This window comes from Paraburkholderia sp. SECH2 (genome assembly GCF_030464795.1).
Taxonomy (GTDB): domain Bacteria; phylum Pseudomonadota; class Gammaproteobacteria; order Burkholderiales; family Burkholderiaceae; genus Paraburkholderia; species Paraburkholderia aspalathi.
The window spans coordinates 72356-98876 of the sequence record NZ_JALPRH010000011.1; the positions used below are offsets into that span (position 1 = coordinate 72356).

Sequence of the window (26521 nt, forward strand, 5' to 3'; positions counted from 1 at the left end):
CCGTTCTACGCGGCAGCTTCTACAGTAAGGCATTCAGCCAGACCGGCATGTGACCTGGGTCACATGGTGGGACAGTCAGCATAACACTCGGTTCCGCACCGCTATGGTGCACCGCAAGACACATACCATGAAGATTGCCATCCTCGACGATTACCAGGACGCCGTCCGCAAGCTCGACTGCTTTCAACTGCTGGCCGACCATGAGGTCAAGGTTTTCAACAACACCGTCCGCGGCCTCGGCCAGCTGGCGAGCCGTCTTTCCGAAGTCGACGCACTCGTCCTGATTCGCGAACGCACCCGCATCAACTCGCAACTACTCGATAAATTGCCGCGTTTGCGCATGATCAGCCAAACCGGCAAAGTCTCCAGCCATATCGATCTGGCAGCTTGTACCGAGCGCGGCATTGCCGTGCTGGAAGGCAGCGGCTCACCGACCGCACCCGCCGAACTGACGTGGGCCCTCATCATGGCCGCTCAACGGCGGATTCCGCAATACGTAGCAAACCTTAAGCAAGGGGCCTGGCAGCAGTCCGGTTTGAAGACATCGGCGCTGCCGCCGAACTTCGGTTTGGGCCAGGTGCTGCGCGGTCAGACGCTGGGGATTTGGGGTTACGGCAAGATCGGCCGCCTGCTTGCCGGGTACGGCAAGGCATTCGGCATGAACGTATTGATCTGGGGCCGCGAGCATTCGCGCGAAGCGGCGCGCGCGGACGGCTATTGCGTGGCCGAGAGCCGCGAGGCGTTGTTCGAGCAAAGCGATGTGCTGTCGTTGCATCTGCGACTGCATGACGACACGCGCGGCATCGTCAAGCAGGAAGACCTGATGCGGATGAAGCCGACCGCGTTGCTCGTGAACACGAGCCGGGCCGAATTGCTCGACGACAACGCCCTCGTCAATGCGTTGTCGCACAACCGCCCGGGGATGGTCGCGATCGACGTCTACGAAAGCGAGCCGATTCTGCAGGGCTACAGCCTGCTGCGCATGGAGAACGTGATCTGCACGCCCCACATCGGCTACGTGGAGCGCGAGAGCTATGAGTTGTATTTCACTGCGGCATTCCAGAACATTCTGGCTTTCGACGCTGGCGATACGTCCAGCGTGGCGAATCCGGAAGCGTTGCAAGGCGGGCGTCGGCGTTAATTTTCGGCGTTAGTCCCGCGGCCGCCGTTGCTCACATCAGTTCACCTCAACGCGCTTCGTGCGCGGCGGCTTCCAGCAGATCGGGCATGCGTTCCAGAAAGGTCTCGCCGTCAGCGCGGCCGAGGTTGTACGCGTGCACCATCTGCGAAGGACTCGTGTAGTCCCAACTCGAAATGGGCACCTTGCGCGACGGCTGCACGTAGAGCCGCTGCTGCACGCCGTGCGGCACGACGAACATCTGCGGCCGCGGATAAAGGCGCGTGACCATCACCAGCACGTTGCCGGGCGCATCGGCGTCGAGCGCGCCGACCGGCACGTTGTCGACCATCCCGCCGTCGAGCACCGGCCGGCCATTGCGCCGTAAAACCGGCGTGAACGGCGGCGTACTCGACGATTGCAGGATCAGATCGGCGAGATCCTCGACGCTCGCGCAATCCTGCGCTCGCACGAACTCCGGATGAAAGCCGAGCGTCTGACCGAGTGTCGGATGCAGCGTTTTGCGTACGTATTTCTCGATGTTGTACGCGATCAGGCCTGCGGCAACGGCACTGCGCGCGCCAAGCCAGCGCGGCAGGTGCGACACGCCGATGCGGATTTCGGGCGCATCGGCGAGCGTGGAAAATTTGTCGCGGTAGATATCGAGCAGCGCCTGCCGGTAGATCCGGTAGTGCGGAAACACCGATTCGCCACGCAGCAGATTGCCCCAGTAGGCATTGCGGGTGTTGTGACGCAGCGCGTCTTCGTAGTAGCGCATGACCCAGTCGGAATCGCGCGTGTAGAGCATGCACGCAGTGGCGGCGCCGGCCGAAATGCCGGCGATGACGCGCGGCCGGATATCCAGCTCCGGCTGCACCACGTCCCAGAATCCCGCCTGCCACCAGCAGCGATTGCCGCCGCCGGCGAATACGACCTGATCGAACATCTTGGCTTTTTCCTCTAATACAGCTTGCTGGCCCGTTTCAGGTGTCAGTCGAGCAGCGCGTAGGTGGTGGTGGCGTGGACGGCCATGTTGCCGGCTTCGTCGAATAACTCGACTTCGCCGAACACGAGATTACGGCCCATGCGCAGCACGCGCGCGGTGATCAGCACGTCGCCGTTGCGGACCGCGCGCATGAAACTGATGTTGAGCGAGACGGTGCTCATCGGCTTGAAACCGCCGAGCGCGGCCGAAATCGCGACGATCATTGCCGTGTCGGCGGCCGCCATGAATACCTGGCCGCAGATCACGCCGCCGGAGTGGCGCAGTCCGCCGGAAAACGGCAGGCGCAAGGTCGCACTTTCTTCGTCGACCTTGACCGGAGTCAGCGTAAGCGCGCGGACCCAGGGTGCGAGGATGCGGTCGAGCAGCTCGTTAATCTCTTTATCATCCATGGCGGTCCCCGGTCGAAAGCCGCGCGACGCTTCGCGCGGCAGGTATCCGCGACATGATACCGGCACGGAGAACCGCGCGCCTTCCCGCTGCCTCAAGGCTGGCAGCTCGAGTGCCGGGTCGCCGCCCTTCCAGATTTTTTAAGAAATCTGCTAAAGGGGCTTGGCAATCTCGGAAAGTTTCGGCATAATTTCGCTTCTGTTGGGGGCGTTAGCTCAGTTGGTAGAGCAGCGGACTCTTAATCCGTAGGTCGAGTGTTCGAGTCACTCACGCCCCACCAAAGCATTCAACAAAAAGCCCGGTCCTTGCGACTGGGCTTTTTGCTTTTCAGCGCCGGTGCGGTGCGAAAATACCGGCTCCGCATTCCCCCGACATGCCATCGGGAACCCACGATCCAAAACGCCGGAATCGCACTATGTCCAAGTCAAAATTACGCCCCGGGGATCTGGGTGCCCCGCTCTCCGAAAAAGAGTTCGAAGAACTCGATGACTTTCTGACTTCCGACCAGACGTCGGACGAGACCCTAACAATCATGGGCCTGGACGGCTATCTGACCGCCTTGGCCATCGGCCCCACTACCGTACCGCCAAGTTACTGGCTGCCACGAGTCTGGGGCCCGAACGAGGATGACGCTCCCAAATTCGAGACAACGGATCAGGCGCAGCATATTCTCGGACTGATCTTGCGGGACATGAACGGCATCATCACCAGCCTCGAAGACGACCCGGACGATTTCGAACCAGTGCTTGCCTTTAGGCGGATAGGCGACCGCGAATACCTCGACGGCGAAGCGTGGGCTTTGGGCTTCATGGAAGGCCTCATGCTGGTTCGGGCAGATTGGCAAGCGCTGTTCGATAACGAGCAGGGCCGGGAATGGCTGAATCCGCTGTATCTGATGGGCTCGGACGAGATTCTGCCGGAAGAGCAGCAGTTGATCGCCACGGCAGAACAGCGGGAAGTCCTCACCAAACAGATTCCCGCCAGCATCGCCGCGATCTATCGTTTCTGGCTGCCCCACCGTCAGGCAGTCCATGAGCGAAAGCTCGCCGCCGCGATGCAGCGCACTGAACCCAAAGTCGGACGCAACGACCCCTGTCCTTGCGGCAGCGGCAAGAAATTCAAGAAATGCTGCGGCGCTGCGGACACGCTTCACTGAAAGTCATTTCCTTCAATACACCCCACCCTGCTGCCCGATACCGTTGAGCGTCGCAAATCCTGCGCACTCACGTATCGAGGCATCAGATGACCGTCTTACTCTCCATGGCCGCCTTCGCGTTGGCCTCGTCGATTTCTCCCGGGCCGGTCAACGTCGTCGCGCTTAGCGCCGGCGCACAACATGGATTCTCCGCGAGCATGCGGCATGTGACCGGTGCGACCGTCGGGTTCACGCTGCTGTTGTTGCTCATCGGTCTAGGGCTGCACGAATTGCTCGCGCATTTCCCCAATCTGATCGACATAGTCAAATGGGCCGGCGTCGGGTTCCTGCTTTACATGGCCTACAAACTCGCCGTCGATGACGGCAAGCTCGGCGCGGACAAACCCAGCCGCGGACCCTCCTTCGCCTACGGCGCGGCAATGCAATGGCTCAATCCGAAAGCGTGGCTCGCGTCGCTAGCCGGCATGGGTGCCTACGCGGCCGATGGCGACGGCCGACTCGTCTGGCAATTCACCGTCGTGTACTTCGTGGTTTGCTATCTGTCGATTGTCAGCTGGGCGTATGCCGGCACGTTCCTGCGTCGATACTTGCAGGAGCCGAAGCGCGTGAGGTTTTTCAATCGTGTGATGGCGGCTTTGCTCGCGGCTAGCGCGTTGTATCTGCTGATAGCGTGACGCGAAACACGCGCCCGCAATTCAACTGCGATACTGCCCCGGCGTTGCCGCGACCAGCCGCTTGAACGTCCGCTGCAAATGCGCCTGATCGGCGAAGCCGGCATCGAGGGCAACATCCGCGATCGGGTGGCCGCGCCGGAGTTGCGCGCGGCTGAACTGGATGCGTCGGTTGATCAGATACGCGTGCGGCGTCATGCCGTAACGCTGTTTGAACGCGCGGATCAGGTGCGAAGCGGATAGCTCAGCCGCCTCGCAGACATCCTCGAGCTTCAGCGGACGGGTGCAATTCTCGGCGATGAATTCCGCGGCGCGCGCGAGTTGGCCGCTCGCATCGTGATCCGGCAAGGGCGCCGGATTCAACTTTTGCTGGACTTCCGAGAAGAACGAGAGCGCTGCGCTTTCCTTGCGCATGGGCTCGCTGTCATCGTCGACGAGAATCGCGTAGAGACGGTTCAAACCGTCGAACAACGCCGGGTCCGTCGTCATGGTCTGCGAGAAAGCGCGAAACGCGTGGTTGTCGCTGAAACCCAGGTCGTGTTGCAGACCCGTGAGCCAATCAACGTCCACATGCAGCATCCGATACGACCAGCGCTCGTCGGCAACCGGGTTGCACGCGTGCACGTCGTCCGGATTCATCATCACGACCGCACCGGCGCCGATCCATTCACTCGCGTGACGATTCAAATACACGCTACGGCCGCCGGTGACGGCGCCGATCGAGAACGTCTCGTGCGAGTGCTTGGCATAGCAGACCTCGCGGCCGTCTTCGATGGAACGCGCCTCGATGAACGGCAACGCGTCGTCGCGCCAGAATTTCGGCGCCGCCGCCATCACCGCTGCATCACTCCGGTCATTCGTCCCGCTCATCTCGTGCTCCTCGGTCAGGCGCTTTATTCCGTCGCAACTTCGTCGCCGCGGCACAGTCGGCGCGAACCACATCGTAACGGTCCAAACCGCCACGGACCAGCGTTGAAAGCATCGCGCCCGCAGGAAATCCCAGAATTCCATGCTTGCCAATCTCAAAACACATAGTTATATTATGACTAGATAAACAAAGACTAGCCTGCAGCCACTTTAACCATGGTCCGCCACTCTCCGCTCGCCCTCGCCGTCCTCGCCATGCTGACCGAAGCGCCGATGCATCCGTACCGGATGCAGCAGCTCATCAAGGCACGCGGCAAGGACGAGGTCATCAACGTTGGCCAGCGCAACAGCCTGTACCAGACCATCGATCGCCTGGTGCGCGGCGATCTGATCGCCATCCGCGAGACGGAGCGCGACGGCGCGTTCCCCGAACGCACGGTCTACGAAATCACCGAAGCCGGCCGTGACACCGGGCGTCTTTGGCTGCGCGAACAGCTTGCGCAGCGCACCCGCGATTTCCCGGCCTTTCCGGCCGCGCTCTCGCTTCTGCCGCTGCTCTCGCCCGAAGACGTGTGCCGTCAGCTCGATACCCGCATCGGCGCGCTTGAGCGGGAATTGGCCCGGCTCGATGAAGCCACCGCACAAGCCACCCAGATGGAAGTGCCGCGGCTGTTCCTGCTCGAAGTTGAACTCGTGCGCGCGCAACTCGTTGTCGAGCTGGAATGGGTTCGCAGCGTGGTGACCGATCTGAAAGCTGGCACGCTCACCTGGAGCCAGGAATGGATAGAAGAAATCGCTCAACGTTTCACGCTGCCGGCCGGTGAATACAAGTACCGGCTTGTCCAACCTGCCGCAAAGAAGGAGGCGAAGTCATGAGTCGTGAACCCATGGAGGTGATCGTGATCGGGGCCGGCACGGGCGGTCTCTGTCTGGCGCACGGCTTGAAGCGCGCCGGCATCAACGTGAATGTCTACGAACGCGACCGCACGCGCGCGGACGGTTTGCAGGGCTATCGCGTCGGCATCAATCCGCACGGGCTCGCGTCGCTGGAAGCGTGTCTTCCGCCCGAACTCTATGCGACCTTTCTCGCGACCTGCGCGCGTACACCCGGCCGCTTCAACATCCTGACCGAGCGCATGACCGAATTGCTCACGGTACCGCTTGAAGACGAATCGATGAGCGGCGGCAAATCGGTCAGCCGGATGACGCTCAGGCAAGTCCTGCTGACAGGTCTCGAATCACAAGTGCACTTCGACAAGACGTTCACGTCGTACGAGCAGAACGACGACGGCAGCGTCACCGCGCATTTCGCGGACGGCACGCATGTGACTGCCGATCTGCTGGTCGGTGCGGACGGCGCGCGTTCGAAGGTGCGTCGCCAACTCCTGCCGCACGCGAAGCTTGAAAACACCGGCATCGTCAGCATCGGCGCGAAGGTGCCGATGGACGAAACATCACGCGCGCTGCTGCCGCCCAAGGTGCTCGACGGCATGACGCTGATCAACGCGCCGAAAGGCTATGGCGGCATCATCCATGTGATGGAATTTCCGTGGCGCGCGGACGGCGGCGGAATGAAGGAAGGCATCGGCAGCAACGACGCCGAGTTGCTCTCGCGCTGGCCCGGATTGCTCTACGACAACACGCGCGACTATCTGATGTGGGGTGTCTGGGGCGCACTGCACAACTTGCCGGCCGATCCCAAATCGCTCGGACCGGCCGCGTTACTCGCACTCGCGACGCAGATCACCGATGGCTGGCATCCCAATCTGCGCGCCCTGATTCGCGCATCGGATCCTTCCACCACTTTCAGCGTCGATGTGCGCACGTCGGTGCCTGTCGATGCATGGCCGACCACCAACGTCACGGTCCTGGGTGACGCAGTGCATCTGATGACGCCGGGCCGCGGCGTCGGTGCGAATACCGCACTGCGCGATGCCGCACTACTCGCTGCGCGTCTCGCCGACGCACAACAGGGCAAGCTGTCGGGCTACGACGCCGTCGCGGGTTACGAAGAGGAGATGCGCCGCTACGGTTTTCATGCGGTCGCGGAATCGCGCAAGCAGTTCGACGCGCGCGGCGCGTTGCATCGGCCGGTGGTCGGAAGAATGGCGTTGAGCGCCATGCGCACGAGCTTGCGCGTAGTCAACAACGTGCCGATGCTCAAGCGCCGCATGATCGACGCCGAGAACGAATTTCGCGGCGTCGATCGCAATGCGGCACCCGCCGCGCACGATCAGCAATACGGTCAATAAGTTACTTCGGCGTGATGTCGATATTGCCGAGATACTTCGCCGCCAGCGTCTTCACCGTGCCGTCGGCCTGGACCTTCGCAATCGCCGCGTTCAGCTGGTCACGCAACGCGGTGTCACCCTTGCGAATCCCGTAGGCGATACCGCTGCCGAGAATCTTGTCATCACGCACCGGCTGCCCGACGAACGCGTAGTCCTTGCCGGTAGGCTTCGACAGAAATCCTGTCTGGCCGGCCGGCGCGAGAACGAGCGTCGCATCGAGTCGGCCCGCCAGCAGATCCGTATAGACCTGGTTCTGATCCTGATACGGCACGACGGTGACACCCGCCGGTTCCCAATGCGCCTTCGCGAAGGTTTCCTGAATCGACGCCTGCAACACGCCGACGCGTTTGCCCTTCAACGATTCCGGCGTCGGCAGCAAACCGCTGTCGCGCTTCGCGATCAGTTGCGTCGGCACGCGATACACGACCGTCGTGAAATCGATCGCCTGACGGCGCTGCTCGGTGGCGTTCATCGCCGAATTGATCGCGTCGAACTTGCGGCCTTGCAGCGCGGGAATCAAGCCGTCGAACGAGGTTTCGACCCATTTGCACGTCATGTGCGCAGCGACGCACACGGCATTGCCGACGTCGATGTCGAGACCTTGCAACTCACCGTTCGGCCCTTTCGATTCGAACGGCGGATACTGCGCCTCGAGTCCGAAACGCAGCGTCGAGGTGTCGGCGGCGATCGCGGCTGACGACGCAGCAATCGACGCGAATGCGCAGGCCAGCGCCAGTAGAGGCTTGAGCAATTTCATAACGGGTCCCTTTTCCTTCGATATTGTTGTAACGCAGTATGCTGCGCGCTGATGCGTAACGACGTGACCGCGCGACGATCATACTGCTGTCAAATTAGATTTCGCACAGACGTCGCGCGCCTTCGATCAAGGTCGCGTCGTCTTTCGAGAAGCTCAGGCGGATCAAACCTGAATCCGTGCCGTCGGTATAAAACGCCGACAGCGGAATCGTCGCGACACGCGCATCGCGAATCAGGCGCAGCACGAAGTCGCTATCGCTTTCCTCGGAGAAACCGCGGAAACGCGCGAGCATGAAGAAGCTGCCTTCGCTCGGCAGCAATTCGAAGCGCGACTCGCGCAACGCATGGGCGAGCAGATCGCGCTTCTTCTGATAGAACGCGGACAGGCCGAGGTAGCTCTCGCGATTGGCCAGCGCATCGACAAACGCGTACTGCATCGGCGTATCAGCAGAAAACACCATGAACTGATGGACTTTGCGAATCTCGTCCATGAGCGCAGCGGGCGCGAGGCAATAGCCGACGCGCCAACCGGTCACGTGATACGACTTGCCGAATGATGACACGATCACGCTACGTTCAGCGAGTTCGGAATCGCAGGCCATGCTTTGATGTTTGGCGCCGTCGAACACCACGTGTTCGTAGACCTCGTCGGCGAGAATCACGATGTCGGTGTTGCGCGTCACGGCCTTCAGACGCGCGATGTCGGCCTCGCTGAACACGGTCGCGGTCGGGTTGTGCGGCGTGTTGATGATGATCATGCGCGTCTTCGGCGTGATCGCGGCGGCGACCTCGTCCCAATCGACGCGGAAATCGGTGAGCGACAGTTTGATCGCGATCGGCGTTGCGCCTTGCAGCCGAACGATCGGGCCGTAGCTATCGAATGACGGCTCGAAGTAAATCACTTCATCGCCCGGATGCACCAAGGCGCTGATCGTCGAATACAGGCCTTCGCTGGCGCTGGCAATCACCGTGACTTCGCTCGACGGGTCGTAGCGCACGCCGTACAGCGTCTCGACCTTGTCGGCGAGCGCTTCGCGCAGGGCGCCGATGCCGGCCATCGGCGCGTACTGGTTATGGCCGGCGCGCATGGCTTGCGCGACACCGTCGATCAGCTTCGCGTCGGGCGCGAAATTCGGCGCACCTTGCGACAGGTTCAGCGCATCGTATTGCGCAGCCAGTTGGCCGATCACGGTAAAAATCGTCGTGCCTACATCAGGCAGTTTCGAGCGGGCTTGCATGGCGCTCTGCATAAGGCTTTCTCCCTTTCTCCATCCGGCAGCGGATTCGCGGACTGCCCACAGCACGGCGGTCCCATCCGGTTCGATGATTAGGCATCAGCCAAAGAACCGTCACAATCGAAACTTTGTCATGCGCGGCATGCGTTTACGTCATGGCTCGCGCAATGCCGTGCTGGAGCAGGCTATGGCAATGAAATCGGGGGTTTGGCGGGAGAAATGCAGGCGCATGGAGCGCACGGAAAACAGCAGAGGTATGACGTAATGTGATGCGGAGCGGTAATGCGATGGGGCGATTTGCTGCTGATTGCTGCTATTTGCAACGACGGCGCGCAGTGGCGCTGCAGAACAATCCGGCTGCGACCAGGCGGTCGCAGCCGTCAAAAGCAAACTAATCGACGATCAGGCGTCGTCCATCATGCGAACTTTGACCTTCTTGCCCTTCACCTTGCCCCCGCTGAGCTTGCGCAGTGCCTCGCGCGCGACGCTACGCTCCACGGCCACGTAGGTGGACATTTCGGTCACGTTAATCTTGCCGATCTGCGAACCAGCGAAACCTGCTTCACCGGTCAGCGCGCCGAGCACGTCGCCCGGACGGATCTTTTCCTTGCGGCCGCCGAGAATCTGCAGCGTTTCCATCGGCGGCAGCAGACGCTCGTTGCTCGCCGGCTTGAGATCGGCCAGCTTGTGCCACTCGACCTCACGCTTTTGCGCCTGTTCGAGACTGCCCACGCGGCCCATCTCGTTCATGCTGGCGAGACTCAGCGCCCAGCCTTCCTGATCGGCGCGACCCGTGCGGCCGATGCGGTGCACGTGCACTTCCGGGTCCGGCGTCACGTCGACGTTGATCACTGCTTCCAGCTCCGCGATGTCGAGACCGCGCGAGGCAACGTCCGTGGCAACCAGCACCGAGCAACTCCGGTTTGCGAACTGGATCAGCACTTGATCGCGTTCACGCTGATCGAGTTCGCCATGCAACGCCAACGCATGAAAGCCCTGCGCGCGCAGCACGTCGAGCAGATCGCGGCACTGCTGCTTGGTGTTGCAAAACGCCAGCGTGCTCACCGGACGATAATGGTTCAGCAACAGACCGACGGCATGCAGACGCTGGTCCTCAGTCACTTCATAGAAGCGCTGACGAATCTTGGTGTTGTCGTGCCGCTCGGCGAGCTTCACTTCCTTCGGATTACGCAGGAATTGCTGGCTGAGTTTGACGATGCCTTCGGGGTACGTCGCGGAGAACAGCAGCGTTTGCCGCTCTTTCGGGCATTGCTTCACGACGGTCGCGATGTCGTCGAAGAAACCCATGTCGAGCATGCGGTCGGCTTCGTCGAGCACCAGCGTGTTGAGCGACTGCAACGGCAGGCTGCCGCGCTCGAGGTGATCCATGATCCGGCCCGGCGTACCGACCACGATATGCGCACCGTGTTCGAGGCTGGCCGTTTGCGGACGCATCGGCGTGCCGCCGCACAGCGTCAGCACTTTGATGTTTTCTTCGGCGCGCGCCAGACGGCGGATTTCCTGCGTGACCTGGTCGGCGAGTTCACGCGTCGGGCACAGCACCATCGCCTGCACGGCGAAGTTGCGCACATCGAGGCGGTTGAGCAACGCCAGCGAAAACGCCGCGGTCTTGCCGCTGCCGGTTTTCGCCTGGGCGATCAGATCGTTACCCGCCAGCGCGATCGGCAGGCTCGCGGCCTGAATCGGCGTCATCTCGACATAGCCGAGTTGCGCCAGGTTGGCGAGCGTGGCGGGCGGTAGCGGTAGCTGGCTAAACGGCGCGCCGGCTTGAGTGGGAGTGTTCATAGGGTGAGGGCTCGCTATCGACGGAAGAGGCTGAAGAGACTGAAGGCCAGGGACTACTCGGCCATGGGGCCGGTGGCGGGACGGCCTTCGATCTGCTCGTACAGCACCGAGCCATCTTCCCCGTCGAAACGTTCGACGTAATTGCGCGCGCCGCACATCGGGCAACGGAACAGGAGCCCCTGCCCTTCATTCTTGATGACGACGTCCGACATTTCCCACTGCTCGCCGCAGGGCTGGTTTCTACAGGTAAACACGTTGATTCTCCAACTGGATTCGATTGTTTATTGGGTGAGCCGGATAAGTGGCCCAGCCGGGAATGCTGTCACTGCCGTGGTCGGCGGCGCCGGCCGCATGGGCAGAGCGCTTTAACCCAGATGCGTATGCCGCGCGCGCGTGGCGCCCACGTCCATTTCGGTGAGGCCCTGGACGATGCCGCAGTCTTCAACGGCCTGCTCGCCGTGGCATTGCTCGCGCAGCGTGGTCAGTTGCGCTTTCAGTTGCTTCAATTCGTCGATACGCGTGTCGACGTGCGCAATGTGCTCGTCGATCAGGGTATTGATGCCGCCGCAGCCGTCTGCCGGTGCGTCTGTTAGACGCAGCAACGCACGGATTTCGTCGTGGGTCATGTCGAGCGCGCGGCAGTTGCGGATGAAGCGCAGCCGTTCGACGTGTCGGGCCGAATAACTGCGGTAATTGGCTTCGGTGCGCTCCGCTTCGGGCAACAGGCCCTCTTTTTCGTAGAAACGGATGGTTTCGGTCGTGCAGTGGGCGATTTTCGCCAGTTCGCCAATTTTCATGGTCCCTCCGGAATGCGGCCTTGACCTTGTAGTGGCTTCAAGGTGTTTACTAGACCACAAATCGAACCAGGAAGCCACCCATGCCTCACGCCAACCTCGCCGAAGCGGATCGCCCGGAACGGGCCAAAGCCAGTGCCCACGGGCATGACGGGCATGTCCGCGACCATTCCGATGAGAAAGCGGATGGCCACGGTCATCCCGAATCCTGCGGTCACGGACATGAGGCGGGTGCTCGTGAAGACGCTCACGAGCACGGCGAAAGCTGCGGTCACGGCCGCGAAGCACATGACCCCGACCAGGCGCATGACCACGAAGCACAGGCTCACGAGCACGGTGAAAGCTGCAGCCATGGCGGCGCAGCGAACGAGCTCAATCACGACCACGCACACGCCCGCAGCCACGCCGAGGCGTCCTGCTGCGGAACCGCGCACGCTGCGGCCCCGCCGGTCAAGCTCCCGCAATCGGAAGCCGTCGGCAGCGATCTGCGCACCGCGATCCGCATCATGCAGATGGACTGCCCGACCGAAGAAGCGCTGATCCGCAAGAAATTCAGCCGCATGCCGTCCGTGCGCAGCATGGACTTCAACCTGATGCAGCACGTGTTGACCGTCGTGCACGCGCCGGACGCCCTCGAAACGATCCTCGCCGCAATCCGTTCGCTCGACTTCACGCCTGAACTGGCAGACGCGAATCCGGACACGGCAGCCGCCGCGCCTCAAGCGCCGTCGAAGCCGTGGTGGCCGCTGGCGCTCGCAGGTATCGCTGCGGTGGGCTCAGAGGCTGCGGGCTGGCTTGGTGCCCCCGTCTGGCTGGCAGCGTGTCTGGCGCTCCTCGCGATCGCCTCCTGCGGCCTCACGACGTACAAGAAGGGCTGGGTCGCGATCCGCAACGGCAACCTCAACATCAATGCGCTGATGAGCATTGCGGTAACCGGCGCGCTGATCCTGCAACAGTGGCCGGAGGCCGCGATGGTGATGGTGCTCTTCACGATCGCCGAACTGATCGAAGCGAAGTCGCTCGACCGCGCCCGCAATGCTATCCAAGGCTTGATGCAGTTGACGCCCGAACAGGCGAGCGTGCAGCAAGCGGACGGCAGCTGGCGTCTCTTGGACCTCAAGGCGATCGCACTCGGCGCGGTGGTGCGTGTGAAGCCAGGTGAGCGGATCGCGCTCGACGGAGAAATCGTCGCGGGCCGCTCGAGCGTCGATCAGGCGCCGATCACCGGTGAAAGCCTGCCCGTCGACAAGACCGTTGGCGACGCGGTCTTCGCCGGCACGATCAATCAGGCCGGTTCGTTCGACTACCGCGTCACGGCCGCGGCCAGCAACACCACGCTCGCGCGCATCATCCACGCGGTCGAGGAAGCACAAGGTACCAAAGCGCCGACGCAGCGTTTCGTCGATCAGTTCGCGCGCGTCTACACGCCGATCGTGTTCGCCGCCGCGCTCGCCGTGGCGGTGCTGCCGCCCTTGCTGTTCGGCGGACAGTGGCACGAATGGGTCTACAAGGCGCTCGTGATGCTGGTGATTGCCTGTCCGTGCGCACTGGTGATCTCGACACCGGTGACGATCGTCAGCGGCCTTGCTGCGGCCGCTCGCAAAGGCATCTTGATCAAAGGCGGCGCCTATCTCGAACAGGGCCGCAAGCTGAGCCGGCTCGCGCTCGACAAAACCGGCACGATCACGCACGGCAAGCCGGTGCAAACCGAGTTCGAGATACTGGCCGACGTCGACGTCGCTCGTTGCAGGACGCTCGCGGCGAGTCTTGCGGGCCGCTCGGATCATCCGGTGTCGATGGCGATCGCGGCAGCGGCGAAAAGCGACAGCATCGCTAGCACCAGCGCCACGGTCGAGGCGTTCGAGGCACTGGCGGGTCGTGGTGTGCGCGGCGACATCGACGGCTTGCCGTATTGGCTCGGCAATCATCGGCTGGTCGAAGAGCTCGGGCGCTGCTCGGCGTCGCTCGAAGCGCGGCTGGATACGCTCGAGGGACAAGGCAAAACCGTCGTGATGCTGGTGGATGCCGAACGTGTGCTCGCGCTGTTCGCCGTCGCGGATACGGTGAAGGACACGAGCCGCACCGCTATCGCCGAGTTGCAGCGCCTCGGCGTGCGCGCCGCCATGCTCACCGGCGACAACCCGCACACGGCCGCCGCGATCGCGCAGCAGGTCGGTATCGACGAAGCACGCGGCAATCAGTTGCCTGAAGACAAGCTGAACGCGGTGGCGCAGTGGTCACAGGAAGGCGCGACGGTGGGCATGGTCGGCGACGGCATCAACGACGCCCCGGCACTGGCACGCGCCGACATCGGCTTCGCGATGGGCGCGATGGGCACCGACACCGCAATCGAAACCGCCGACGTCGCCTTGATGGACGACGATCTGCGCAAGATTCCGCAGTTCATCCGTTTGTCGAAGGCAACGCATTCGGTGCTGGTGCAGAACATCACACTGGCGCTCGGCATCAAGAGCGTCTTCCTCGTGCTGACGATGATGGGTCTGGGCACGATGTGGATGGCCGTATTCGCCGATGTGGGCGCGAGCCTGCTGGTGGTGGCGAATGGCTTGCGGCTGTTGCGCAGTTAAGTGTGCGGCAGCAGGCCCGTTTCAATTGCCGGAAAAGGGAGGTTGACATGGGATTCTGGGAAAAGATGTTGAGCGGGCATCGCGGCGGCGGTCACCACGGCGGTGGGTATCGGAGTAGCGGACATGGCGACTGGGGACGCGGAGACGGCAACGGCTCGCGGGACGATGGTAATGGCGGCAGGCCGCCGCCCGCATCGACGTTGACGACCGGCGTAACCTGTTCGGGTTGTCGGGCCGTCAACACGACAAGCGCCCGCTTTTGTCAGCAATGCGGCGCGTCACTGGCGTCGGCCGCATGCAAAGAGTGCCAAGCCTTGCTGCCGGCCGGCGCACGTTTCTGCCAGCAATGCGGCGCGGCGGCGCAGCGCTAATGAGAGAACGAACGGCGACCCGTTGCCTGGTGAGCGCCAAAGGCGGCCTTTAAGGTATCGGAAGGCCGCATGCCGAACAGCTTCCGGTAGTCGGTCGCAAACTGGCTCAGATGCCAGAAGCCCCACGCCGCTGCGATATCCTGAACTGAACGCGAATCACGTGACGCGTTGCACAGATCTCGTCGCGCACCGTTCAGGCGGATCGTGCGTAAATACGTGGCGGGCGCCATACCCAACACATCCTGAAAGCAGTATTGCAAAGTGCGGCGGCTCACATGCAGTCGCTCGCACAACTCCGGCACGTTGATCGCGCGCTCGCGATTGGCCAGAACATACTCACGCGCTTCCGACACGATCGACTGACGCCGCCCACGCGTGGGCATTTCAATCTGCCCATTGGCCGGTAACGCACCGACGTCGAACAACGAGGCCAGCACCGAGCCCTGCAAATTGTTGCGTGCAAACGAGGACAGCGGCGCGCCGTTCGCCGCACCGTCATCGAGAAGCTGACGCAGCGACGCGCACAAGCGCTCCTTGCGAGCCGTGCCGATCGACACGACTTCCGTGTTCGGCAGATGCTCGGCCAGACCGACCCGCTCCACTTCCGCCGCGTAGCGGCGCAGCACTTCCCCCTTCACCACCACACCGAAAATCTCGTAGCCCGCCGAAGTCAGCAATTCAAATTCGATCCCGCCCGGACGAAACGCGAGCGCATCGCTCGAGATCACCTGCGTATCGATACGACCGGAACCCTCGGGGCAAGTCGGAATGCCGAACCAGTAGGCGTCTTCCTGCACCTCGCAGGTCTGCCGCAGCGTGTGGCTGGTGGTTTCGACAAACACCTGCATGTGGTCGAGGCACAACTCCGTCAAACCGCCGACGAAGCGGCCCGCAGTCAACTGGTCGTAGGTCTGGCTCCAGCCATGGAGGTTGCGCGCCTGCTCGTCGGCGTCGTAGGCGACACAGGTCTGCACGCAAAAGCTCGGCTGTTGTGCGTGCGTCGATGGTGTCAGGCTGTCGGTTCGGAATTCAATCGTCATACCGGATCTACGAAATCGAAGTATTGAGGAGATCTGGAAGGCAATTCCCATGCCGAACGGATTCGCTCCTTACATTGCTTTGACCTCGGCCGCACATGCTCCCGGCCTGTTCAATCCATGAACAGGGCTGCGCACACTGATCAGAAACGAGACGTTCATCGTTTGACAAGGTGAACAGGTCTGCGCGCCATGCCTGCGGGCGTGCCTGCTGCACGTGCACAGCTCACCAGCGCGGTGCATTGGCACAGTTCTGGCTCTAGTCTGTCGCGGCTAGCGAAATATCGCGCCGAATATAGCCCATTCAAACATGTGAGGAGCACACAGATGAATCACGCAGAGATGCAGTTTCTGACTACCGAATTCCCGTACAAAAAGCAGTATGGAAATTTTATCGGCGGCGAATGGGTAAAGCCGGTGGGCGGCGAGTACTTCGACAACGTGTCACCGATCACCGGTGAGCCGTTCACGTCGATCCCGCGCTCACGCGAAGCCGATATCGAACTCGCCCTCGACGCTGCGCATCGTGCGAAGGCAGCGTGGGGCAAGACCTCGACCACCGAACGCGCGAACATCCTGAACCGTATCGCCGACCGGATGGAAGCGAATCTGCAGCGCATCGCCGTGGCTGAAACGATCGACAACGGCAAGCCGCTACGCGAAACCATGGCCGCGGATATCCCGCTAGCCATCGACCATTTCCGCTATTTCGCCGGCGCCGTGCGCGCGCAGGAAGGCTCGCTCTCCCAGATCGACGACGACACCGTCGCGTATCACTTCCACGAGCCGCTCGGCGTGGTCGGCCAGATCATTCCGTGGAATTTCCCGATCCTGATGGCGGTGTGGAAGCTCGCGCCTGCATTGGCCGCCGGCAATTGCATCGTGCTGAAGCCGGCCGAGCAAACGCCTGCGTCGATTCTCGTGCTGCTCGAACTGATCCACGATCTGTTGCCGCCGGGCGTGCTGAACGTGGTGAACGGTTTCGGCCTCGAAGCCGGCAAGCCGCTCGCATCGAGCAAGCGCATCGCGAAGATCGCGTTCACGGGTGAGACGACGACCGGCCGCCTGATCATGCAGTACGCGAGCCAGAACATCATTCCGGTGACGCTCGAACTCGGCGGCAAGAGCCCGAACATTTTCTTCGCCGACGTGATGAATGCGGACGACAGCTATTTCGACAAGGCACTCGAAGGCTTCACGATGTTCGCGCTGAATCAGGGCGAAGTGTGCACGTGTCCGTCGCGTGTGCTGATCGATGAAAAGATTTACGACCGCTTCATGGAGCGCGCGTTGAAGCGTGTGGCAGCGATCACGCAAGGCCATCCGCTCGACACGAAGACGATGATCGGCGCACAAGCCTCGCAGGAACAACTGGAAAAAATCCTGTCGTACGTCGATCTCGGCAAGCAGGAAGGTGCGGAATGTCTCATCGGCGGTGAGCGCAATACGCTCGACGGCGAACTGAGCAAAGGCTACTACGTGAAGCCGACGGTATTCCGCGGCCACAACAAGATGCGCATCTTCCAGGAAGAAATCTTCGGACCGGTCGTTTCTGTGACGACGTTCAAGAACGAAGAGGAAGCGCTCGAGATCGCCAACGATACGCTCTACGGTCTGGGCGCCGGTGTATGGACACGTGACGGTACGCGCGCCTATCGCTTCGGCCGGCAAATCCAGGCGGGCCGCGTGTGGACCAACTGCTATCACGCGTATCCGGCGCATGCTGCATTCGGTGGCTACAAGCAATCGGGCATCGGCCGCGAAAATCACAAGATGATGCTCGATCACTATCAGCAGACCAAGAACCTGCTCGTCAGCTATAGCGATAAGCCGCTCGGTTTCTTCTGAGCGCAACAACCCTGTACGAGCGGGCCGCATTGCGCGGCTCGCTCTTTTTCAACGAGGGCATGTGATGGCTGATGAGAAGGAAGTAGCCCGCGTGATCGCCACGCCTGCTGCGGTCGATTTGATCGATAAGCTATGCGCGGAACACGGGGCCGTGCTGTTTCACCAATCCGGTGGATGCTGCGACGGCAGCGCACCGATGATGTTCCCTCAGAGCGAGTTCATGGTCGGCTCGTCCGATGTGAAACTGGGCACGATTGCCGGCGTGCCGTTTTATATGAGCGAATCGCAGTTCGAATACTGGCAGCACACGCAGTTGATCATCGATGTGGTGCCGGGAAATGGCGGGATGTTTTCTTTGGAGCGGCCGAGCGGGTTGCGGTTTTTGACGCGCTCACGGCTCTTCGAGGATGAAGAGAACGCGTGGTTGGAAACGCATCCGGTGGAACGGGCGGATGCTTAGCGTTTCTGTGTCGCGCCTAGTTCGAGTCGTCGCCGACCGCGGGTGTTGTCGGCGTACTCGCTAACAGTGAATCGCTGTCGTCTTTCAAACCAACGCCAGTGAGACCCAGGCGTCTTGCGTGCGTCAGCAGATAGTGCAACTTGTGTGCCGCTAACTCGTAGTTAAGACCTTCGGGACGCACGTTGGAAATGCAGTTGCGTTGCGCATCACTGCAGCCTACTTTCGGCGCGTAAGTCAGGTAGATACCGAGACTATCGGGCGAACTCAAACCCGGTCGCTCGCCGATCAACATCACAACCAGTTTGGCACCAAGCAGTTCGCCGATTTCGTCACCGAGCGCGACGCGGGCCTGACGTGCGACAACTACGGGACCGATCTTCCAGTCCGTGAGTTTTGCGCAAACGGCTTGCAGCAGCGGAATCGATTGCTTCGAAGCAGCGAATGCAGAGAGACCATCTGCGATGACGAAGACCACTTCGGGTGAATCCACCTTGAGTTGTCCAAGTGCTGCGCGGCTCTCATCGCTCAAGCGCCTGCCGAGATCCGGACGCCGCAAATAATGCTCGCGATCGGGCGCGGCGCTATGCACATCCAGTGTGGTGAAACTTTGCGCACGCAACTGTTCGTGCAGCACGTCCGTATCGAGCGGATGATGCACCGCGTCGCGTGCCTGCGCATGCGACAGGTTGAACGCCAGCAACGGTGCAGTCGGCAAACTGTTACCCGCACGGCCCAACGCGATGCGCGCGTTGGTGAACTGCCGCAATGCGTTCCATGGATTCTTTTCGAGGAAGTCGCTCATGCGATGCCTATCCAGTCATTCGCGCCTTGCAGCAGCGGTTGCTGTGACGATGCGCTCAGCAACGTGCCACGCGCGTCGGTGATCTGCATGGACTCTAACCATTCTTCGAATTCCGGTGCACGACGCAGGCCGAGCACATCGCGCACATACAGGGCGTCATGGAATGAGGTGCTTTGGTAGTTGAGCATCACATCGTCCGCACCTGGAATGCCCATGATGAAATTGATACCCGCCACGCCGAGTAGCGTGAGCAGGTTATCCATGTCGTCCTGATCGGCTTCGGCGTGATTCGTATAGCAGATGTCGCAACCCATCGGCACGCCGAGCAGCTTGCCGCAGAAGTGGTCTTCGAGACCCGCGCGCGTGATCTGCTTGCCGTCGTAGAGATACTCCGGTCCGATGAAGCCGACCACCGTGTTCACCAGAAACGGATTGAATTTGCGTGCCACTGCGTAGGCGCGGACTTCGCATGTCTGTTGATCGACACCGAAATGGGCATCGGCCGACAAGGCACTGCCCTGCCCGGTTTCGAAATACATCAGGTTATTGCCGACAGTGCCTCGATTCAGCGACAACCCGGCTTCATACGCTTCCTGCAACAGCGCAAGCGAAATACCGAAACCCGCGTTCGCTTTCTCCGTTCCGGCAATCGATTGAAACACCAGATCGACCGGCGCGCCTTTTTCTATCGCCGCGATCGTGTTCGTGACGTGAGTCAGCACGCACGATTGCGTGGGCACCTGATAGCGTTGGCGGAAGTCGTCGATCATCAGCAGTAGCTTGGTGATCGCGGCAAGATTGTCGCTGGCCGGATTGATGCCGATCATCGCGTCGCCGCAACCGTACATCAGGCCGTCGAGCATCGACGCGGCGATACCTTTGACATCATCAGTCGGATGATTTGGTTGCAGACGCACCGACATGTGACCGGGCAAGCCGATCGTATTGCGAAAGCGCGTAATCACCGGACGCTTGCGCGCCGCCGCGATCAGATCCTGATTGCGCATCAGCTTCGAGACTGCAGCGACCATTTCCGGCGTGAGGCCGGCGGTGATACGCGTGAGCGCGTCGGCATCGGTCGTGCTGCTCAGCAGCCAGTTGCGGAAATCGCCGACCGTCAGATGCGAGATCTCGGCGAACGCTTGCGGCGAGTGATCGTCGATCACCAGACGCGTGACTTCGTCGCTCTCGTACGGGATCAGCGCTTCGTTGAGAAACGTGCGCAGCGGCACCTGCGCGAGCGCCATTTTGGCCGCGACGCGCTCTTCCTCGCTTGCCGCCGCGACGCCCGCGAGTTGATCGCCGGAACGCTGCGGACTGGCCTTCGCCATCAAGGTCTTCAGGTCGGCAAAGCGATACGTGCGGCTGCCGATTGTCTCGGTGTAGCTCATCTTTACGACTCCATCGCCGCTGCTTGCGCAGCGGCTCGATTCGTCACTCTTCGAGCAAAGCGTCCGACGGTGCCGCTTCGCGTTGATGGCGCGTCAACAGGAAGTAGACGTAGCCGAGCGCGAGGAAGATCGCGAACACGACGGCCACCAGGAAGTTGAAGTAGACCATCGTAGCCAGACAAATCACCGCGGCCACCAGCGCGAACGCCGGGAAGAACGGAAACAGCGGCGCGCGGAACGGGCGTTCCATGTTCGGCTCCGAGCGGCGCAGCTTGAACAGCGACAACATGCTGATGATATACATCACGATAGCGCCAAATACGGACATCGTCACGATGTTCGCCGTCAGCGTCTGGCCGCCGAACTGGATCAGCTCGTCGCTATAGATCGCGGCGATGCCGACCACGCCACCCGCGATGATCGCGCGATGCGGCGTCTTGAAGCGCGGATGCACCTTGGAAAGCCACTCCGGCAGATAACCGGCGCGAGCCAGCGCGAAGATCTGACGTGAATAGCCGAGGATGATGCCGTGAAACGACGCGACGAGTCCGAACAGGCCGAGCCACACCAGCATATGCATCCAGCCGCTATGTTCACCGACGATGAATTTCATGGCCTGCGGCAGCGGATCGTTGATGTTCGACAGCTTGGTCCAGTCGCCGGCGGCGCCTGCGAACACCATCACGCCGATGGCTAGCACGACCAAGGTCAGAATACCGGCGACGTAAGCAATCGGAATCGAACGCTTGGGATTCTTGGCTTCTTCAGCAGCCATCGCCACGCCTTCAATCGCGAGGAAGAACCAGATCGCGAAGGGAATTGCCGCGAACATGCCGTGGAACGAACCCATGCTGAAGGTGTCCGCGCCAGACCAGCCGCCCTTCGTGAAATTCGCCCACTGGAACCCCGGCGACACGACGCCCATGAACACCAGCAATTCGAAGATCGCGAGCAGCGTCACGCACAACTCGAAAGCCGCGGCGATTTGCACGCCTACGATATTCAGCGCCATGAAGACGAGATACGCGCCCATCGCCGCGTGTTTCGGTTCGAGACCCGGAAACTGCACGTGCAGATAGGCGCCGATCGCGAGTGCGATCGCCGGCGGTGCGAACACGAATTCGACTAAGGTCGCCGCGCCCGCCAGATAACCGCCGGTCGGGCCAAAAGCGTGGCGCGCGTAAGCGAACGGGCCGCCCGCATGCGGAATCGACGTGGTGAGTTCGGTGAAACTGAAAATGAAGGTGGTGTACATCGCGGCAATAAAAACCGCCGTGATGACGAAGCCGAGCGTGCCGGCGCTCGCCCAGCCGTAGCTCCAGCCGAAATACTCGCCGGAAATGACCAAACCGACCGCGATCCCCCACAGTTGCCACGTGCCGAGCGTCTGCTTCAACTCGTGATGCGTGACTTTACCGACGTGCTGACTTTTTGACTCTGATTTCATCGGGTGCTCCTGATGTTTTCGCTTGCTCGACGCCGCAAGGCTTTGCGGTGCATGGGCGGACAGGCTTCAGCCGATGGTAGTAAGCCATTATTCAACGTGTTATCGAAATTCGGCAAAGTTCGGGCGCGATTGTGTCAGTGAACGCTTAATTCCGTTCAAGCGCGCTTTGGCCAAGTTCGCAGGATTTGGTAAATGGGGACGTGGTACTTTGATTCGCATCCCTTCGGCAATCTTCTCTTTGTTGGCCACTTAGTCATGAACCAATCGGACAATCGGGCGCGCTACGAAACGCGGCTGGGCCGCGTGCTTGACCATATTTACGATCATCTCGACGAACCGCTGGATATCGATCGTCTCGCGCAAATCGCCTGCATGTCGCCGTATCACTGGCATCGCATCTTTCAGGCGATGTATGGCGAGACGGTGGCGACGACCGTGCGTCGCTTGCGCTTGCATCGCGCAGCAGGGTATCTGGCGAATGGCTCGATGCCGATCGCTGAAATTGCCGAGCGCTCGGGCTATAGCAGTTTGCAGTCTTTCACTCGCACCTTCCGCGCGGTTTTTGGTATTCCGCCCGCGCAGTATCGCAAGCAGGGTACGCATAGCCGGTTTCGTCCGGCACTTTCAGGAGACGATCAAATGGCAATGCGTGAAGTGGTGATTCGTAACGTGGAGCCGATGGAGGTTTTGTCGGTGGATCACGTCGGATCGTATATGCAGATCGGCAAGGCGTTCGATGGACTGTTCGGCTGGTTGGCGAAACATAATTTGCTGGCGGGACAGATGCGCATGATCGGGATTTACTACGACGATCCTGGTGTTGTTGCGGAGGATGAGTTGCGGTCTAAGGCTGGGGTGTTGTTGCCGCATCCAGTGCAGGCTTCGGTGACGGTCAGTCCGCCGGTTTCGGTGGCGCATGTGAAGGGTGGGGAGTACGCGGTGTTGCGGCATAAGGGACCGTATAGCGATATGCGGGCGGCTTATGAGTGGTTGTATGGGACGTGGCTCGTGCAGTCGGGGCGTGAGGCTGCGGATGCGCCGGTGTTTGAGGAGTATTTGAATAGTCCGAAGGAGACTGCGCCAGCGGAGTTGCTGACGGAGATTTGTTTGCCGTTGGTTTGAGGGGGTTGGTTCTGGTTTGGTTGTTGTGCTTGCGTTGTGCATGTTTACGCAGCGGGGTTTGGGGATGCCTCTCTGGTTTTTATAGTCTTTGTATATGTATACGTAGTAATAGTTAACAAGCACCTCACTTTTCTGTGGATAACTTGGATCTTCGTTTACGGATCAAGAGGATGCGGAATCGATAACCCTGCGGAGGGTGGGCGAACAGGACGGTGGAGCCAGGGAAAACTTTTGACTGACCTGGCGAGGTCGCCGGTTTATCAAGGTTTCGCCCACAACGTGTCAGGTGGTTTGTACAAAAGTTGTCCAGAGGGGGTTGTGGATAAGTGCGGCGGTGCGAAGATCGAACTCTGCGGTCGTAAAAATGGACCGCCTTTGCGGGCTAGACGGCAGTTACGTAAAACTTTGTCGCGAAAGATTGATTCGCACTGCCAATGCGTTGACAACCCTTGGGCGCGTCGCTTATCCACCATCGTGAAAGGCGTGAAGCGGGCAATGGCCGGCGAATACAGCCGGGAATTGTCGGCCAAGGTGTTTGCCGGCCAGTGCCGGCTGATCGAACTCGGCTTCCGGCAGGGGGGACCGGCAGGATATGGCTTACGCCGCGTGCTCATCGATCAGCACGGGATCATGAAAGGAGAACTTCAGCGCGGCGAGCACAAGAGCCTGCAGACCGATCGGGTGATCCTTATGCCAGGGCCTGAGAGCGAAATCCGCATTATCAATCTCATCTACAACTGGTTTATCGACGGGTCGTTAAATGAATACGAGATTGCAGCCCGGTTAAATGGTATGCGAGTTCGCACAAATCTCGACCGGGAATGGACACGAGCGACTGTACGGGAGGTACTGACCAACGAGAAATACATCGGCAATAACGTCTACAACCGCGTGTCGTTCAAACTCAAGAAAATGCGCGTCGTCAATACACCGGACATGTGGATCCGGAAGGAAGGTGCATTCCAGTCCATCGTACCAGGTGAGACGTTTTACACAGCACAGGGCATCATGCGGGCGCGCGCCCGGCGCTATTCGAATGAAGAGCTGATTCAGCGCCTGCGGAACCTGTATCGCGATCGCGGATTTCTGTCCGGTCTCGTTATCGACGAGACTGATGGCATGCCATCAAGCTCGGTGTACATGTACAGGTTCGGCAGTCTGATCCGCGCATACCAGGCCGTGGGTTTCACGCCTGGTCGCGACTACCGCTATCTCGAAACCAACCGGTTCCTCCGTCAGCTTCACCCGGAAATCATTGCGCAGACGGAGAAGAAGATCGCCGATCTCGGTGGCACAGTGCAGCGCGATCCAGCCACCGATATGCTCACCGTCAACCATGAGTTCACTGCCTGCATCGTTCTCGCGCGTTGCCAGACACACGAAAATGGGCGGCATCGCTGGAAGGTCCGGTTTGACACGAGCCTGCTGCCGGACATTACGGTAGCCGTTAGGCTCGACCACGCGAATTCCGCGGCGCTCGATTATTACCTCCTGCCACGCATGGATTTCGGCCAGCCGCGCATCAGCCTCGCCGACCAGAACAGGGTTGAGTTCGAGAGCTACCGTTTTGACACGCTTGATTATCTCTATGGCATGGCTGAGCGGGCCCGCCTCCGGAGGGTGGCATGAACCCGCAACAACAAACCGGTGAGGTGCGGATGATTCCGGTCGACCAGATCGAGGTCATCAATCCTCGTGAGCGTAACAACCGCGTCTTCAACGAAATCGTCGGCAACATCAGGGCGATTGGCCTAAAAAAGCCGATCAAGGTCACGCCACGTGCTACAGCGGATGGCGTCGAGAAGTATCTGCTTGTGTGTGGCGAGGGTCGCCTGAAGGCTTTCCGTTCACTTGGCGAGACGACCATTCCGGCGATGGTGGTGAATGTCAGCGACGAAGACGCATTCATCATGAGTCTCGCGGAGAACATTGCGCGTCGGCAGTGCCGACCACTCGAACTCCTCGCCGGCATCCGGCAATTGCAGGAGCAGGGATATACGTCGAAGGTGAATATGAGCTCTTGCTCCGACCACCCCGAGCGGCCCTCCGAATAGACTGCCTCCAAGAAATCGTCGAATCGTGCTGCGACTTCGCCCGTTGTGCTGGTAGAGCACTCGACAGGAGGGATAGATTTGATTTCGGGGAGAGCGACTTCGCAAGTACTCGCCTCTGCGGGAAACGTTTCTTTTTCTCAACGACAACATGGAGGCTGCCAGATGCTCGGTAACCTCCACCGTCACCGACTTCGCCAAATTCCACGATTTGTCGACGTCAGTTTGAAAAACGGCCCTCCAGAAAATACTCGCGCTCTAGGACCCCAGCTTCGTCATCCCGCTGCTCTCATCTCGGACGCTCGTGTCGGATGTCGCTATTAATGAAAAAACGGCCCCATAAGCTTGCCAACTTACGGGGCCGTTCTTCTCCGGTTTTGACGCCATCTACAGAAACGTATAGGGCAGTCTCACTAACTAGCGTCTGCTGGTCGCAAAACTGTGGCGCCAGTCTCAATTACTCTGGCGGCCTACGACAAGACAGTGTAGCGAGACCCATAACCCGAGAAATCGCGCCTTATGGGACAAGGGTTTGGGGCTGAGGGCGAACCCATAATGCGAGAAAGTGGATGCATAAACTGAGAACAACCGTCCACGGCCATCTCCGACATGTACGGGAGCAGGCGACGGGACGGGTCCTCTCCCATCAGCAGCCGTCGCTCAGGTTTGTATTGAGAGCCGCAAAAAATTGCGCTTCAGATAAAGCAATTTTGGCAATTTGCGCTCGTGAGCGAGCCATCTCGATGCACGTCCGCCATCAAGAAATGTCCAAGTTTCTGAGCTTGGCCTGCTAACGCACCAAGCGAACAGCGATGGCCGTTTAACGAAGCGATTACCGAGTAAGCCGCTCTCTAGTACGTCTCGAGCCAGTGCTTTTGGTGGCTGGTCGAGGCGTCGGCGTCCGCCCGTCGCAACCCGACCTGGAGGGCACTCATGAAATCCCCTTGCCTGTGGCAACGCGTTCGTGCCGCTGCCGCATGTTCCCCGCAGTGAGTGTGGCATTCCACCTGGACCACCTGACGACGTGGCAAACCTAGCGGCATTCGGCCTGCGCCCGCGCAAAGGAAAAATGCCTCCTGAGGCCGGAAGCTCAGGAGGCATCGAGGATTCTCGCGGGACCGTTCTGTCCCCGACTGGATTTACTTCAGGGCGAAAGCTATCACCAGGACGACGGCTGCAATGGCGCCAAGGCTCACCGCGCCCCAACCCAACCGGGAGATGAAACGGTCGACGTTTTGGTGCGACTCAGCAAAACGAAAGACTTTTTCCATCATGGCGGATTTCTCCCTATTTACCGTGAGCATATCACCTGTACGGT

Annotated in this window: 23 protein-coding genes, 1 tRNA gene and 2 pseudogenes; 13 read left to right on the top strand and 13 right to left on the bottom strand. The window is 60.6% G+C overall.

Annotated features, from left to right (window positions below):
• Window positions 1-127 precede the first annotated feature (127 nt).
• The gene (locus M0D66_RS19540; protein ID WP_266211293.1) at window positions 128-1141 is read left to right on the top strand and encodes a D-2-hydroxyacid dehydrogenase family protein; all 1014 of its coding nucleotides are present in this window, start codon (window positions 128-130) and stop codon (window positions 1139-1141) included.
• 46 nt (window positions 1142-1187) lie between these two features.
• Here M0D66_RS19540 and M0D66_RS19545 read toward each other — a convergent pair whose 3' ends face one another.
• Window positions 1188-2063 (bottom strand): patatin-like phospholipase family protein, encoded by an 876-nt coding sequence (locus M0D66_RS19545; RefSeq protein ID WP_054037099.1) that lies wholly within the window; start codon window positions 2061-2063, stop codon window positions 1188-1190.
• Between the two features lie 44 nt (window positions 2064-2107).
• Window positions 2108-2512: a PaaI family thioesterase gene (locus M0D66_RS19550; protein ID WP_028197697.1), complete on the bottom strand. Its 405-nt coding sequence runs from the start codon at window positions 2510-2512 to the stop codon at window positions 2108-2110.
• Between the two features lie 202 nt (window positions 2513-2714).
• On the opposite strand from M0D66_RS19550, the gene M0D66_RS19555 reads away from it, so the two are divergent.
• From M0D66_RS19555 to M0D66_RS19565, 3 genes are all read left to right on the top strand, one after another.
• Window positions 2715-2790 (top strand) — tRNA-Lys (locus tag M0D66_RS19555).
• A 135-nt stretch (window positions 2791-2925) separates the two neighbouring features.
• Window positions 2926-3666, top strand: coding sequence for a UPF0149 family protein (locus M0D66_RS19560; RefSeq protein WP_266211298.1), 741 nt, complete (start codon window positions 2926-2928; stop codon window positions 3664-3666).
• 86 nt (window positions 3667-3752) lie between these two features.
• Window positions 3753-4340 (top strand): LysE family translocator, encoded by a 588-nt coding sequence (locus M0D66_RS19565; protein ID WP_266211300.1) that lies wholly within the window; start codon window positions 3753-3755, stop codon window positions 4338-4340.
• Between the two features lie 21 nt (window positions 4341-4361).
• Here M0D66_RS19565 and M0D66_RS19570 read toward each other — a convergent pair whose 3' ends face one another.
• Window positions 4362-5207, bottom strand: coding sequence for an AraC family transcriptional regulator (locus M0D66_RS19570; RefSeq protein ID WP_266211302.1), 846 nt, complete (start codon window positions 5205-5207; stop codon window positions 4362-4364).
• Window positions 5208-5420: 213 nt separating this feature from the next.
• Here M0D66_RS19570 and M0D66_RS19575 point away from each other — a divergent pair, with 213 nt between their 5' ends.
• The gene (locus M0D66_RS19575; RefSeq protein WP_093634614.1) at window positions 5421-6080 is read left to right on the top strand and encodes a PadR family transcriptional regulator; all 660 of its coding nucleotides are present in this window, start codon (window positions 5421-5423) and stop codon (window positions 6078-6080) included.
• Entirely contained in the window at window positions 6077-7456 is a 1380-nt protein-coding gene (locus M0D66_RS19580; protein ID WP_266211304.1) for an NAD(P)/FAD-dependent oxidoreductase, read from the top strand. Before M0D66_RS19575 ends, M0D66_RS19580 begins: the two co-directional genes overlap by 4 nt.
• Window position 7457: 1 nt before the next feature.
• Here M0D66_RS19580 and M0D66_RS19585 read toward each other — a convergent pair whose 3' ends face one another.
• The 5 genes from M0D66_RS19585 to cadR form a co-directional block, all read right to left on the bottom strand.
• A complete protein-coding gene (locus M0D66_RS19585; RefSeq protein ID WP_093634612.1) occupies window positions 7458-8252 on the bottom strand; it encodes an ABC transporter substrate-binding protein in 795 nt (264 codons plus the stop codon).
• Between the two features lie 94 nt (window positions 8253-8346).
• Entirely contained in the window at window positions 8347-9501 is a 1155-nt protein-coding gene (locus M0D66_RS19590; RefSeq protein ID WP_266211307.1) for a pyridoxal phosphate-dependent aminotransferase, read from the bottom strand.
• A 387-nt stretch (window positions 9502-9888) separates the two neighbouring features.
• Window positions 9889-11292 carry an ATP-dependent RNA helicase DbpA gene (gene dbpA / locus M0D66_RS19595; RefSeq protein WP_266211309.1) on the bottom strand — a complete coding sequence of 468 codons (1404 nt, stop codon included), beginning with the start codon at window positions 11290-11292 and terminating at the stop codon, window positions 9889-9891.
• 53 nt (window positions 11293-11345) lie between these two features.
• Window positions 11346-11546 carry a hypothetical protein gene (locus M0D66_RS19600; RefSeq protein ID WP_028197690.1) on the bottom strand — a complete coding sequence of 67 codons (201 nt, stop codon included), beginning with the start codon at window positions 11544-11546 and terminating at the stop codon, window positions 11346-11348.
• A gap of 111 nt (window positions 11547-11657) precedes the next feature.
• Entirely contained in the window at window positions 11658-12089 is a 432-nt protein-coding gene (gene cadR, locus M0D66_RS19605; protein WP_093634609.1) for a Cd(II)/Pb(II)-responsive transcriptional regulator, read from the bottom strand.
• Window positions 12090-12169: 80 nt separating this feature from the next.
• Here cadR and M0D66_RS19610 point away from each other — a divergent pair, with 80 nt between their 5' ends.
• Window positions 12170-14674, top strand: coding sequence for a heavy metal translocating P-type ATPase (locus tag M0D66_RS19610; RefSeq protein WP_266211317.1), 2505 nt, complete (start codon window positions 12170-12172; stop codon window positions 14672-14674).
• 65 nt (window positions 14675-14739) lie between these two features.
• Entirely contained in the window at window positions 14740-15045 is a 306-nt protein-coding gene (locus tag M0D66_RS19615) for a zinc ribbon domain-containing protein (RefSeq protein WP_234476975.1), read from the top strand.
• On the opposite strand, the gene M0D66_RS19620 is transcribed toward M0D66_RS19615, so the two are convergent.
• Entirely contained in the window at window positions 15042-16085 is a 1044-nt protein-coding gene (locus tag M0D66_RS19620; RefSeq protein WP_266211319.1) for a helix-turn-helix domain-containing protein, read from the bottom strand. The genes M0D66_RS19615 and M0D66_RS19620 overlap by 4 nt on opposite strands.
• A 324-nt stretch (window positions 16086-16409) precedes the next feature.
• Between M0D66_RS19620 and adh the strand changes: the two genes are divergently transcribed.
• Both adh and M0D66_RS19630 read left to right on the top strand, forming a co-directional pair.
• Complete coding sequence (gene adh, locus M0D66_RS19625; RefSeq protein WP_266211321.1) at window positions 16410-17930, top strand: aldehyde dehydrogenase; 1521 nt, start codon at window positions 16410-16412, stop codon at window positions 17928-17930.
• 64 nt (window positions 17931-17994) lie between these two features.
• On the top strand, window positions 17995-18390 hold the full coding sequence (locus M0D66_RS19630) for a DUF779 domain-containing protein (RefSeq protein ID WP_171925241.1): 396 nt from the start codon (window positions 17995-17997) through the stop codon (window positions 18388-18390).
• A 16-nt stretch (window positions 18391-18406) separates the two neighbouring features.
• Here the strand turns inward: M0D66_RS19630 and eutC are convergent, their stop codons facing one another.
• From eutC to eat, 3 genes are read right to left on the bottom strand one after another with little or no spacing between them, the layout of a single operon-like run.
• Complete coding sequence (gene eutC, locus M0D66_RS19635) at window positions 18407-19192, bottom strand: ethanolamine ammonia-lyase subunit EutC (RefSeq protein ID WP_266211323.1); 786 nt, start codon at window positions 19190-19192, stop codon at window positions 18407-18409.
• Window positions 19189-20583: an ethanolamine ammonia-lyase subunit EutB gene (locus M0D66_RS19640; RefSeq protein ID WP_266211325.1), complete on the bottom strand. Its 1395-nt coding sequence runs from the start codon at window positions 20581-20583 to the stop codon at window positions 19189-19191. The genes eutC and M0D66_RS19640 overlap by 4 nt, the downstream gene beginning before the upstream one ends.
• Before the next feature lie 43 nt (window positions 20584-20626).
• Window positions 20627-22030, bottom strand: a complete 1404-nt coding sequence (gene eat, locus M0D66_RS19645) for an ethanolamine permease (RefSeq protein ID WP_054037086.1) — start codon at window positions 22028-22030, stop codon at window positions 20627-20629.
• Window positions 22031-22285: 255 nt separating this feature from the next.
• Between eat and M0D66_RS19650 the strand changes: the two genes are divergently transcribed.
• The 3 genes and pseudogenes from M0D66_RS19650 to M0D66_RS19660 all read left to right on the top strand — a co-directional run.
• Window positions 22286-23152, top strand: coding sequence for a GyrI-like domain-containing protein (locus M0D66_RS19650; RefSeq protein WP_266211329.1), 867 nt, complete (start codon window positions 22286-22288; stop codon window positions 23150-23152).
• Window positions 23153-23614: 462 nt separating this feature from the next.
• Window positions 23615-24781: pseudogene (locus tag M0D66_RS19655) on the top strand (recombinase family protein); the annotation flags it as partial.
• A pseudogene (locus tag M0D66_RS19660) lies at window positions 24778-25149 on the top strand (ParB N-terminal domain-containing protein); the annotation flags it as partial. The pseudogenes M0D66_RS19655 and M0D66_RS19660, both read left to right, overlap by 4 nt.
• Before the next feature lie 1193 nt (window positions 25150-26342).
• On the opposite strand, the gene M0D66_RS19665 reads toward M0D66_RS19660, so the two are convergent.
• A complete protein-coding gene (locus tag M0D66_RS19665; protein ID WP_266211331.1) occupies window positions 26343-26477 on the bottom strand; it encodes a hypothetical protein in 135 nt (44 codons plus the stop codon).
• Window positions 26478-26521 lie beyond the last annotated feature (44 nt).